At 72.1% G+C, this 11,295-nt stretch carries 13 protein-coding genes; 8 read left to right on the top strand and 5 right to left on the bottom strand.

Annotated features, from left to right (window positions below; translation table 11 throughout):
* Positions 1–217: 217 nt before the first annotated feature.
* From GUI43_RS32190 to GUI43_RS32175, 4 genes are all read left to right on the top strand, one after another.
* Positions 218–850 carry a LysE family transporter gene (locus GUI43_RS32190; RefSeq protein ID WP_112588642.1) on the top strand — a complete coding sequence of 211 codons (633 nt, stop codon included), beginning with the start codon at positions 218–220 and terminating at the stop codon, positions 848–850.
* A gap of 144 nt (positions 851–994) precedes the next feature.
* On the top strand, positions 995–1,642 hold the full coding sequence (locus GUI43_RS32185) for an acVLRF1 family peptidyl-tRNA hydrolase (RefSeq protein WP_112588644.1): 648 nt from the start codon (positions 995–997) through the stop codon (positions 1,640–1,642).
* 98 nt (positions 1,643–1,740) lie between these two features.
* Positions 1,741–2,040 carry a muconolactone Delta-isomerase family protein gene (locus tag GUI43_RS32180; protein ID WP_091405207.1) on the top strand — a complete coding sequence of 100 codons (300 nt, stop codon included), beginning with the start codon at positions 1,741–1,743 and terminating at the stop codon, positions 2,038–2,040.
* A 78-nt stretch (positions 2,041–2,118) separates the two neighbouring features.
* Positions 2,119–2,478 carry a YybH family protein gene (locus tag GUI43_RS32175; RefSeq protein ID WP_112700561.1) on the top strand — a complete coding sequence of 120 codons (360 nt, stop codon included), beginning with the start codon at positions 2,119–2,121 and terminating at the stop codon, positions 2,476–2,478.
* A gap of 72 nt (positions 2,479–2,550) precedes the next feature.
* Here GUI43_RS32175 and ypfJ read toward each other — a convergent pair whose 3' ends face one another.
* Entirely contained in the window at positions 2,551–3,474 is a 924-nt protein-coding gene (gene ypfJ / locus GUI43_RS32170) for a KPN_02809 family neutral zinc metallopeptidase (RefSeq protein WP_112588648.1), read from the bottom strand.
* A gap of 264 nt (positions 3,475–3,738) precedes the next feature.
* Between ypfJ and GUI43_RS32165 the strand changes: the two genes are divergently transcribed.
* Entirely contained in the window at positions 3,739–5,343 is a 1,605-nt protein-coding gene (locus GUI43_RS32165; protein WP_091403713.1) for an ABC-F family ATP-binding cassette domain-containing protein, read from the top strand.
* A gap of 21 nt (positions 5,344–5,364) precedes the next feature.
* Here the strand turns inward: GUI43_RS32165 and GUI43_RS32160 are convergent, their stop codons facing one another.
* Entirely contained in the window at positions 5,365–5,964 is a 600-nt protein-coding gene (locus GUI43_RS32160) for a cadmium resistance transporter (RefSeq protein WP_181541659.1), read from the bottom strand.
* Positions 5,965–6,180: 216 nt separating this feature from the next.
* Between GUI43_RS32160 and GUI43_RS32155 the strand changes: the two genes are divergently transcribed.
* The 3 genes from GUI43_RS32155 to GUI43_RS32145 all read left to right on the top strand — a co-directional run bounded on the left by GUI43_RS32155 (position 6,181) and on the right by GUI43_RS32145 (position 9,313).
* Positions 6,181–6,408, top strand: a complete 228-nt coding sequence (locus tag GUI43_RS32155; RefSeq protein ID WP_007462679.1) for a helix-turn-helix domain-containing protein — start codon at positions 6,181–6,183, stop codon at positions 6,406–6,408.
* 46 nt (positions 6,409–6,454) lie between these two features.
* The gene (locus tag GUI43_RS32150; RefSeq protein ID WP_112588650.1) at positions 6,455–7,222 is read left to right on the top strand and encodes an enoyl-CoA hydratase/isomerase family protein; all 768 of its coding nucleotides are present in this window, start codon (positions 6,455–6,457) and stop codon (positions 7,220–7,222) included.
* A gap of 114 nt (positions 7,223–7,336) precedes the next feature.
* Entirely contained in the window at positions 7,337–9,313 is a 1,977-nt protein-coding gene (locus tag GUI43_RS32145) for an ABC transporter ATP-binding protein (protein ID WP_181541662.1), read from the top strand.
* Between the two features lie 88 nt (positions 9,314–9,401).
* Here GUI43_RS32145 and mug read toward each other — a convergent pair whose 3' ends face one another.
* Genes mug through GUI43_RS32130 form a run of 3 tightly spaced genes read right to left on the bottom strand, consistent with a single transcriptional unit; the run spans position 9,402 to position 11,244 of the window.
* Entirely contained in the window at positions 9,402–10,028 is a 627-nt protein-coding gene (mug, locus tag GUI43_RS32140; RefSeq protein WP_249037910.1) for a G/U mismatch-specific DNA glycosylase, read from the bottom strand.
* The gene (locus tag GUI43_RS32135) at positions 10,025–10,786 is read right to left on the bottom strand and encodes an SDR family oxidoreductase (RefSeq protein WP_112588656.1); all 762 of its coding nucleotides are present in this window, start codon (positions 10,784–10,786) and stop codon (positions 10,025–10,027) included. The genes mug and GUI43_RS32135 overlap by 4 nt, the downstream gene beginning before the upstream one ends.
* A complete protein-coding gene (locus GUI43_RS32130) occupies positions 10,771–11,244 on the bottom strand; it encodes an SCO6045 C-terminal-like domain-containing protein (RefSeq protein WP_112700563.1) in 474 nt (157 codons plus the stop codon). The genes GUI43_RS32135 and GUI43_RS32130 overlap by 16 nt, the downstream gene beginning before the upstream one ends.
* Between the last annotated feature and the right edge of the window lie 51 nt (positions 11,245–11,295).

The raw sequence follows: 11,295 nt of genomic DNA, 5'->3' as shown, positions 1-11,295 counted from the left end.
GGGGGGCGCGGGGCGGGGGGCGCGGGGCGCGGGGCGCGGGGCGCGGGGCGCGGGGCGCGGGGCGCGGGGCGCGGGGAAAATCGGTGGCGGGGGCGCGGGTCCGCGCGGAGAATGCGCGTGTGTCTGAGGCGTACCCGAAGCAGGTTCCTGTCCGTGCGGCCACTGCCGTGCGTCGACAGCGGCTCCGGTCACGGACCTCGACCCGCCACCGACGTCCGTGACCGGGGCGTTCCTCGCCGGTCTGGTGGCCGGCTACGGCGTCGCCATTCCGGTCGGCGCGATCGCGATTCTCATTCTGGGGCTCAGCGCCCGTACCTCGTTTCGGGTGGGTGCCGCCGCAGCGCTCGCGGTGGCGACGGCCGACGGGCTCTACGCGGTGGTGGCCGTGCTCGGCGGCGCCGGCCTGGCCGGAATCATCGCGCCGGTCGCCGGGCCGCTGAGGGTGGTCGCCGCGGTGGTCCTGCTGGGTCTCGCCGGGCACGGCCTGTGGCGGACGTGGTCCGCGCACCGCTCGCAGCGGCCGCCGACGGCACGCGACGGTGGGGGTATGAGCACTCCGGGGCGGGCCTACGCGGCGCTGCTCGGATTGACTCTGCTGAACCCGATGACGGTGCTCTACTTCACCGCGCTGGTGCTCGGCCGCCGGGACACGGCCGACTCGGGCGTGGTCCCGGTGGCGCTCTTCGTGGCCGGGGTGTTCCTGGCATCGGCGAGTTGGCAACTGGTCATCGCCGGCGGTGGCACTGTGGTCGGCCGGGCGCTGACCGGGCCGCGGGGGCGGCTGGTCACCGGCCTGGTCTCCAGCGCGCTGATCGCCGCGCTGGCGGTCGCCGCGCTACTGCCAGGCTGAACGGTCACGGCGACCATCCGACGGCTGAGCCACCCGACCCGGTGCCGGACCGCGAAGGGTCGACGGTGTCGCCCCGGTGTTCCGGGGGCGGGCCCGGGGCCGCCCGGGGGCCCGGGTGGGTTCGCTGTGCCGTACGGTCGGGCGATGACCAGTCGACCCGCAGCCGGCGGAGGCCGGTGGGTCGAGGTCGACCCGGCCCGCGTCGGCCGCTGGGTCGAGGGCTTCGCCGACCGGCACGGCCCGCCCACCACCAGCGCCCAGGAGTACGGCCTACTGCTCGCCGCCCCGGACGGCGCAACCGCTGAGCTGTACGCCCCACCGGGTGCGCCGGCCGGCGTGGACGTGGCCGGCTTCGTGGCCTCCGCCGTCACGCCCCGCCGGATCGGCCTGCTGCTGGCCCGCAAGGGCGCTGTGGCGCTCGGGGTGGCCGAGGGCGCCGACCTCGTCGTCTCCAAGGTGGACACCCGCTACGTGCAGGGGCGCACCGCTGCGGGGGGATGGTCGCAGCACCGGTTCGCCCGCCGGCGTGACAATCAGGCGAAGGCTGCGCTGGGTGACGCGGCGGACCTGGCCGTACGGCTGCTGTTGCCGGAGGTGGCGACGCTCGCCGCGCTGGTCTGCGGCGGTGACCGGCGGGCGGTCGACGGAGTGCTGGCCGACCGGCGGTTGGCCCCGCTCGTGCCGTTGCGGGCGGAGCGGCTGCTCGACGTGCCGGAGCCCCGGCACGCGGTGCTGGTCGCGGCGGTGGGTGCGGCGCGGGCGGTGCGGATCCTGGTGCGCGACCCCGACTGACCTCGGCCTTCACTGGCGGCGGCGTCGGCGGGGAGACGATCGCCACGCAAAACGGGGTTCGCGGCGTGCTGCCCGGCTGGCCGCCGGAGGATGGGCGCGTGGAGTTTCTGGTTGACATGGTGACGACGGTGCCGCAGGGAACATCGGAGGACGGCGTCGCCGACATGCGCGCGCGAGAGGCGGCGCGTTCGGCCGAGCTGACGGCCCAGGGCAGTCTCCTGCGGCTGTGGCGGCCGCCGCTGGCGCCGGGGGAGTGGCGTACGTGGGGGCTGTTCCAGGCCGCCGACGCCGATGAGCTGGAAGCCGTGCTCGCGTCGATGCCGCTGCGCGCCTGGCGGCGCGAGACCGTGACGCCGTTGACGCCGCACCCGAACGATCCGGGTCAGCCGCCTCGCTGAGCCTGGAGGGGGTCGCCTCGCACGTGGGGCAGCTCGACAGGCAGGCGACGTGCACGTCCGTCCAGCAGGGAGATCATCATGTCCGATGCGCAGATTCTGCGTACCGTCCTCGACCGGTGGAAGTCGGCGGTCGACGCCCACGAGCCCGATCGGGTCGCGGCGTGCTTCACCGACGACGCGATCTTTCAGGGGTTGCAGCCGTACACGGTCGGTCCTGCCGGCGTCGCCGCGTACTACGCCGGACAGCCGCTCGGCCTGACCGCCGCGTACGACATCCGGGAGATCCGTCGTCTCGCCGACGACGTGGTCCTCGGCTACCTGGAGGTGGAGTTCGCCTTCACCGACCGGCCGGCCCTGAACGTCAACCTCGGCGTGCTCCTGCGGCGGGTCGACGACGACTGGCTCATCGGCCACTACCAGGTCTCGCAGCTCACCTGACCCGGGAGCTTCGGCAGGGATGACGATCGTGGCAGGCCCGCGGAGGGACCTGCCACGATCTGGGGGCGGATGTCAGAGCTGGTCGGTGCCGAAGGTGTCGCAGGTCTTCGGGTCGCCGCGGTCGTAGCCCTGGTTGAACCAGCGCTTGCGCTGCTCGGACGTGCCGTGGGTGAACTGGTCGGGGTTGACCCGCCCGCCGGAGCGCTCCTGGATGCTGTCGTCGCCGATCGCCTCGGCGGCGTCGATGGCCTGGTTGATGTCGGCCTCGGTGATCGACTTGAACAGTGGCTGCTGGCCGGTCTTGTCCTTGCTCTCGGTGGCGTGCCTGGCCCAGGCGCCGGCGTAGCAGTCGGCCTGCAACTCCAGCCGTACGGAGGCGGAGCGGGGGCCGCTCTGGTCGCCCTGGCCGGCCTTCGCGTTGGTGCCGAGCAGGTTCTGGACGTGGTGGCCGTACTCGTGGGCGAGCACGTACGGCTGGGCGAACTCGCCCTTCGCCCCGAACCGGGACGCCAGCTCGTCGTAGAAGCTCAGGTCGATGTACACCTTCCGGTCGGCCGGGCAGTAGAACGGGCCGACGCCCGAGTCGGCCTGCCCGCAGCCGGTGTTCACTGCCGCCTGGAAGAAGTTCGTGGTGGTGACCTCGTAGTCGCTTCTGCCCAGCTCGGGGTACGCCTTCTTCCAGTAGTCCTGGATGCTGTTGACGTAGAGCAGGTTGCGGCAGCGCGCATCGTCGAGACGCTCGGGGTTGGCGGTGGAGCACAACTGCTCCAGGTCGGTGCCGCCGGCCTGCCCGCCCTCGTCGCCGTTGGTCATGGCGTTGAGACCGAACCCGCCGCCGAGGAGGGCGACGAGAACGGCCACCACGATGCCGATGATGCCGCCCCGGCCGCCGCCGCCCGGGATGGGGATGCCGAAGCCGCCGCCCGACCCGCCGCTACCCCGGCCCAGGTCGTTGGCCTGGGAGGTGTCGAGCTCGGCCCGCTCGTTGAGTTCCATGGGTGACCCCGATCGCCGTATGCCGGTGAATGTCTTTTGTGTGTCGTTTCGTCCATCGAGTGCCGGACGGGGTCCGGACAGGCGTTCCGATACCCGATGATCTTGATCGGTAATCCGGGAGGGACGTCCGACGGCGCCCGGTACACTTGTCGGGTGCTGCGCTGCGAAGGCTGAACCGCCCCGCGCCGTCGGGCCCCTTGAGCCCGCCGGCGGTTTCGCGTGCCCCGAGTCAGCCTTCCAAACCCCGAGAGCGAGCCCGCAAACATGATCACTGCCACCGGCCTGGAACTGCGTGCCGGTTCCCGGATCCTGCTGTCCGACACCACCCTGCGCGTGCAGCCCGGTGATCGGATCGGCCTGGTCGGTCGCAACGGCGCCGGCAAGACCACCACGCTGAAGGTGCTCGCCGGCGAGGGGCAGCCGTACGGCGGCCAGATCGACCAGCGCAGCGCCATCGGCTACCTGCCGCAGGACCCGCGCACGGGTGACCTGGAGGTCACCGGCCGCGACCGGGTGCTCTCCGCCCGCGGCCTGGACGTGCTGATGGCGCAGATGCAGGAGGTCGAGGCCCGCCTCGCCGAGGACGCCAACGACAAGCTGGTCCGTCGGTACGGCGCGTTGGAGGACCAGTTCGCCGCCCTCGGCGGGTACGCGGCCGAGGCTGAGGCCGCGCGGATCTGCGCCAACCTCGGTCTACCGGACCGGGCGCTCGCGCAGACCATCGGCACCCTCTCCGGTGGTCAGCGTCGCCGCATCGAGCTGGCCCGGATCCTGTTCCGCGACGCGGGCGAGAACGGCGGCGGCATCCTGCTGCTCGACGAGCCCACCAACCACCTCGACGCCGACTCGATCACCTGGTTGCGGGGCTTCCTCGCCAACCACAAGGGCGGCCTGATCGTGATCTCCCACGACGGCGCGCTGCTGGAGTCGGTGGTCAACAAGGTCTGGTTCCTCGACGCCACCCGGTCGGTCATCGACGTGTACAACCTGGGTTGGAAGGCGTACCTGGAGGCGCGCGAGACCGACGAGCGGCGCCGCCGCCGGGAGCGGGCCAATGCGGAGAAGAAGGCCGGCGCGCTGATGGCGCAGGCCGACAAGATGCGGGCCAAGGCCACCAAGACCGTGGCTGCGCAGAACATGGCCCGCCGTGCCGAGAAGCTGATCTCCGGCTTGGAGGAGGTGCGGGTCGCCGACCGGGTGGCCAAGGTGCGTTTCCCCAGCCCCGCGCCGTGCGGCAAGACCCCGCTCACGGCGACCGGCCTTTCCAAGTCGTACGGCTCGCTGGAGATCTTCACCGACGTCAACGTGGCGGTGGACCGGGGCTCCCGGGTGGCCATCCTCGGGCTCAACGGCGCCGGCAAGACGACCCTGCTGCGGATGCTCGGCGGGCTGCTCAGCCCGGACACCGGCGAGGTGCACGCGGGGCACGGCCTGCGGCTGGGCTACTACGCCCAGGAGCACGAGACGCTGGACGTGGAGCGGACGGTGCTGGAGAACATGCGCGCCGCCGCCGTCGAGCAGTCCGACACCGACCTGCGCAAGATCCTTGGCGCGTTCCTCTTCTCCGGTGACGACGTGAACAAGCCGGCCGGCGTGCTCTCCGGCGGCGAGAAGACCCGGCTGGCCCTGTCCACTCTGGTCTGTTCCGGCGCCAACGTGCTGTTGCTCGACGAGCCGACGAACAACCTCGACCCGGTCAGCCGGGAGCAGGTGCTCGACGCCATCGCCAACTACCCGGGCGCGATCGTCCTGGTTACCCACGATCCGGGTGCGGTGCTGGCGCTCAAGCCGGACCGGGCCATCCTGCTGCCCGACGGCGACGAGGACGCGTGGAGCGACGACCTGCTCGAACTGGTCGAGCTGGCCTGACCGAGGCTGCTCGGCCGGCTCTCAGCCGAGCAGGTCGACCAGTCGGCCGAGCACGCCGGAGCTGACCAGGATCACCAGCCCGATGGCGATGAAGATCGTCGGCACCAGCCAGGCGCCAGCGCGCTCGACCAGCCGGACCACCCTCCGGTGCCCGCCCAGCCAGGCCCCGGCCACGCACCAGAGCGCGATCAGCAGCACGAAGACCAGCAGGAGCACGGCGCTGTCGGCCACACCGAGGGCCCGGAAGACGGGTACGTAGACAGCGACGTTGTCGGCGCCGTTCGCGATCGTCACCCCGGCCACGCCGAGCGCTCCGGTGACGACCGCCGGTGCCTCGTCGTCGCCCGAACTCCGCAGCGCGCGTACGCCGAGTGCGATCGGCAGCAGGCCGAGCAGCCCCGTCCACGGGTCGGGCACCACCAGGAGTCCACCCGCGATCACCGCGCTCGCCAACGCGAGCGCGCCGATGCCGAGGTATTGTCCGGCGACAATCTCCCAGGTGCGGGGTTTGCCGGTGGTGCGGGCCGCGACGAAGAACAGCGTCAGGATGACGATGTCGTCGATGTCGGTGGCGGCGAAGACCACTGCCGCCGCGCCGGCGGTGCTCAACAGGTCGATCACGACCGAAGGCTACGGGCCGCCGGCAGCCGCCAGCTCCCGGCGGTGGTACGCCCGGACGCCGCGGCGGGCCGGATCGCCAGGATCACTCTATCGGGAAGCTGACATTGCATAGCGTGTCGGTTGGCGAAGAGTTGATATCTGGCGCATGATCGTTCGAGGCGGTCTAATAGGTGGGACCGTATCCGAACCGCACAGTCTGGGACGTGAGGACACAGCATGGCAGCCACTGGCACAGCCACCAGCACTGAGAAGGGTCGCCGGATCGTCGGAGCCGAGCGTCAGACGCTCGCCAAGGACCTGGTAAAGCGGTACACCTCGGGGGAGAGCATCCGCGCGTTGGCGGCCTCGACCGGCCGTTCCTACGGGTTCATCCACCGAGTGCTCACCGAGTCCGGCGTGCAGCTGCGTCAGCGCGGTGGCGCCCGGCGCCGCAAGAAGGCGTGACCCGCCCCTCAGCGTCGTCCACCAGCGCCGCGCCCCGGGACGTCCGGTGACCGCCGAGGCGACCGGGGTTCGGCTGACTTGCGACGGGCCGGTCGCCACGGTGACGTTGTGCCGGCCCGACGTGCTCAATGCCCAGACGCCCGCGATGTGGCAGGCGATGAGCGACTTCTCCCGCGACCTTCCGGGCGACGTGCGGGTGGTGGTGGTCCGCGGCGAGGGTCGCGCGTTCTCCGCCGGCCTCGATCTCGCGGTGGCGGGCGCCTCCGGCCCGGGGTCCTTCGCTGAGCTGGCCACGCTGCCCGAGCAGGAGTGCGCCGAGCGCATTGCCGAGTTCCAGGCCGGTTTCACCTGGCTGCACCGGCCGGATGTCGTCTCCGTCGCGGCCGTACAGGGCCACGCGATCGGTGCCGGCTTCCAGCTCGCGCTCGCCTGTGACCTGCGAGTGCTCTCCGCGGACGCGAAGCTGTCGATGGCCGAGGTGACCCTCGGTCTGGTGCCCGACCTGGCCGGCACGAAACGCCTCGTCGAGCTGGTCGGATATTCGCGGGCGTTGGAGATCTGTGCGACCGGCCGCCGGCTGGACGCCGCCGAGGCGGACCGGATCGGGCTGGCCACCCTTGTCGTACCCCCGGCCGAGCTGGACGACGCGGTGCGGGACCTGACCGCCGGCCTGCTCTCCGGAGCCCGCGACGCGGTGGTGGAGATCAAGGCGTTGCTCGCCGGTGCCGGCGGGCGGTCGCACGCCGACCAGCAGCGCGCCGAGCGGGAGGCGCAGACCCGTCGGCTGCGTGACCTTGCCGGCAGGGGAGAATAGGTAAGGACCGCACGGGAAGATCCGGGTTACGAACGAGGTTGTCACACTCGTCGGGAGAATTGACCTGACGGTGCGGTCCGCCCGGCAACCCGGAGGTGAGCGATGTCCAACCCGATGTCCGGCGGTGGCATGGCCGGGTGGAGCATGCTCCGGTCGATGCGCAACCGCGACGAGGTCTCCACCCACCGGCTCAAGCGCGGGGTGGCCCGCCGCATCGTCGCCTTCGCCCACCCTTACCGGCGCGACATCATCGTCTTCCTGGCCACCGTGGTGTTGGCCGCCATCATCGGCGTGGCCACCCCGGTGCTCGCCGGTGACGTGATCAACGCGATCAACCGGGGCGGCACCGAGGCCGGCCGGCTCGTGGTGCGGCTGGCCCTGTTCATCGCCGCGCTGGCGGTCGCCGACGCGCTGCTGTCGCTGGCCCAACGGTGGTATTCCGCCCGCATCGGCGAGGGCATCATCTTCAACCTGCGCACCCGGGTCTACGACCACGTGCAGCGGATGCCGTTGCAGTTCTTCACCCGTACCCAGACCGGCGCCCTGGTCAGCAGGCTCAACAACGACGTGCTCGGCGCCCAGCGGGCGTTCACCTCCACCCTGTCCGGTGTGGTCAGCAACGTCATCCAGCTGGTGCTCACCGCGGCGGTGATGTTCACCCTCTCCTGGCAGATCACCGCGCTGTCACTGGTGCTGCTGCCGATCTTCATCATTCCGGCCCGCCGGGTCGGTCGACGGCTGGCGGACATCACCCGCGAGGCGTACAACCTCGACGCCAAGATGAACGCGACAATGACCGAGCGGTTCGGGGTGGCCGGTGCGCTGCTGGTGAAGCTCTTCGGCCAGCCCGAGATCGAGGCTCGTCGGTTCGCCGACCGGGCCGAGCGGGTCCGTGACATCGGCATCCAGTCCGCGATGTACTCCCGCACGTTCTTCGTGGCGATGCTGCTGGTCGCCTCACTGGCGCAGGCTCTGACCTACGGTCTCGGCGGCTGGCTCGCGGTCACCGGCGGCGTCAGCGCCGGCACCGTGGTGACGCTCGCGCTGCTGCTCACCCGCCTGTACGGGCCGCTCACGGCACTGTCCAACGTCCGGGTGGACGTGATGAGCGCGCTGGTCTCCTTCGACCGGGTCTTCGAGGTGCTCGACCTCAAGCCGGGCATCGTGGAGAAGCCCGACGCGGTACCGGTGCCCCTGGGCGCCGGCCGGGTCGACTTCCGCGACGTGCGTTTCCGCTACCCGAGCGCCGCCGAGATCTCCCTCGCCTCCCTGGAGGAGGTCGCCACCCTCGACCGGACCGTCAACGAGCCGGTGCTCAAGGGGGTCTCGTTCAGCGTCGAGCCGGGGCAGATGGTCGCGCTGGTCGGCCCGTCCGGGGCGGGCAAGTCGACGCTGTCGATGCTCATCTCCCGGATCTACGACGTCAGCGACGGGCAGGTGCTCGTCGGCGGCGTCGACGTGCGCGACGCGACGCTCGCCTCCCTGCGCGACGAGATCGGTGTCGTCACTCAGGATTCGCACCTGTTCCACGAGACGATCGCCGAGAATCTTCGCTACGCCAAGCCGGACGCCACCGACGACGAGATCTGGGCCGCCCTGGCCGGCGCCCAGGTGGCCGATCTGGTCCGGTCGCTTCCCGACGGTCTGGACACCACAGTGGGGGAGCGCGGCTACCGGTTCTCCGGCGGCGAGAAGCAACGCATCGCGATCGCGCGACTGCTGCTCAAGGCACCGTCGATCGTGATCCTCGACGAGGCGACCGCACACCTGGATTCGGAGAGTGAGGCGGCGGTGCAGCGTGCGCTGTCGGTGGCGCTGGCCGGGCGTACCGCGCTCGTGATCGCGCACCGGCTCTCCACAGTGCGCGACGCCGACCAGATCCTGGTCCTTGACGGTGGGCGGATCGTCGAGCGGGGGCGGCACGAGGAGTTGGTAGCGGTCGGCGGGCTCTACGCCGAGCTGTACCGGACCCAGTTCGCTGTCGCCGACTCGCCAACCCCGTTCGTCGACGCGACCGGCCCCGAGCCGGTGGTCATGCCGCTGGGCACCTACCGCGCCGACGAGGTGCTGCCGCCCGCCGCCGCCAACTGACGTCCGCGCCGCGCTGATCAACTCGGGTTCCTGGAAGTCGGGGAGTCCAGGTCGCATTGACCGCCCGACTTCCTGGAAACCGAGTCGATCATTGGTCGGGTGGTCCGGCCGGCCGACGGGCCGGTAGGTCGGTCGCCGTTCGCAACTCGGCGAACGCCAGGCCCAGGGTGGCCGGGGTGAAGTGCGCGTTCAGGCCGCTGGGGTTGGGCAGCACCCACAGCCGGGCACCGGCCAGCGACTCCGGTTGCGGCCCGAAGGTGGCCTTTGGCCGTTGAAAACCGATCCGGTACGCGGTCACGCCCACCACTGCCACCCAGTGCGGCCGGTACCGGGCCACCTTGTCGGTCAGGATCGCCGCGCCGTCGAGGAGTTCCTCGGTGCTCAGTTCGTCCGCGCGGGCGCTGGCCCGGGCGGCCATGTTGGTGATGCCGAGCCCGAGCGCGGGCAGTTCGTCCTGTTCGCTGGGGTGCAGCAGCCGGGGGGTGAACCCGCCCCGGTACAGGGCGGGCCAGAACCGGTTGCCGGGTCGAGCGAAGTGCCAACCGGTGGCAGCCGACCACAGGCCCGGGTTGATGCCGACGAAGAGCACCGCCAGCCCCGGCGCGAGCACGTCGGGAATGGTCCGGTCCGCAGCCGCCGCCAGGTCCGCCCGGGTCGGCCGGGTCGTTCCGGGCGGCGTCACGGCACGGGCGGGTCGGGCTCCGTCGGGGGTCACAGCCCGCGCAGCGCGCCGCCGTCGACCGGCAGGGTGATCCCGGTGAGGTAGCTCGCGGCGGGGGAGAGCACGAACGCGGCCACCCGGCCGAACTCGGCCGGGTCGCCGACGCGGCGCAGCGGGATGCCGGCCTCCGCCTCGGCGCGGGCCCGCTCCGGGTCGCCGGTCGCTCCGAACAGCTCCCGGTTGCGATCGGTCATGATCCGGCCGGGCAACAGGCCGACCACCCGGACCCCACGCGGGCCGTAGTCGTCGGCGATGTCCTTGGCCGCCCCGACCAGGCCGGGCCGCAGACCGTTGGAGATGCCGAGACCGGGCACCGGGCCACGCGCCGAGGTGGAGAGCACCAGCCCGATCGCGCCGCCCTCGGGCAGGGCGTTGGCGACAGTGCGTACGGCGCGGATTGTGCCCAGGAAGACGGTCTCGAAGGAGAGCCGCCACTGCTCGTCGGTGACCGCTGCGGCGTTGCCCGGCGGCGGCCCACCGACCGAGATCAGCGCGCCGTCGAGCCGGCCGAAATGCTCCTGCGCGGCGGCGACGAGCTGCCCCGGGGTGTCCGGGTCGGTGAGGTCGGCGGTCAGTCCGACGGCGTGCTCCGGGCCACCCAGCTGCTGTGCGGCGGCGGCCACCGCGTCCGGGTCCCGGGCCGAGAGCACCACCCGCGCACCGTCGGCGACCAGGCACTGCGCGGTCGCGTAACCCAGGCCGCGGGAGGCGCCGGTGAGGACGTACACGCGGTCGGTCAGTCCGAGATCCATAACGCCGATCCTGCCGCATTCGGTATCCCGTCGCCAGCACGGGTGGGTACCCGTGGGGCGGGGCGCAGCAGGCGTACCCGGCCGGCGATCTGCACCGCGACGGCGCCGCCGGCGCGGCCCACCGCCGGCACCCGGCGCGGACGCGGCGCCCGAACCCCGTCGTAGCGCAGGCGTGCCTCCCGGACGGCCAACTCCTCGGCGGCCACCGGTGGGAGCGCGTGCTGAGCGTGCAGCGCCCGGGCCAGGTCCCAACCGTCGCGCAGCGATCCGGCGGTGGGTCGCCGGGCGGCCCAGTCGGCGAAGGTGGTCGACCACCTGGCACCGAGGCCGGCGGCGAGCAGTGGCCAGTGCCGGGCCACCTCGCCGGCCCGCTTGCGCAGCAGGGCCGCGCGGGTGGCGGCCAGCGGTCCCGGCGCGAACCCCGCCGGTGGCTCACCCCCGGCTGGCACCACGATCACGTGCTGGTGGAGTACTGGAACGGCGAACGCTGGGTCTGGGCCGACCCGGAG

The organism is Micromonospora noduli, assembly GCF_003264365.1.
GTDB classification, from domain to species: domain Bacteria; phylum Actinomycetota; class Actinomycetes; order Mycobacteriales; family Micromonosporaceae; genus Micromonospora; species Micromonospora noduli.
The sequence above is the reverse complement of the archived record's forward strand: the minus strand, read 5'-3'. Positions and strand labels throughout refer to the sequence as shown.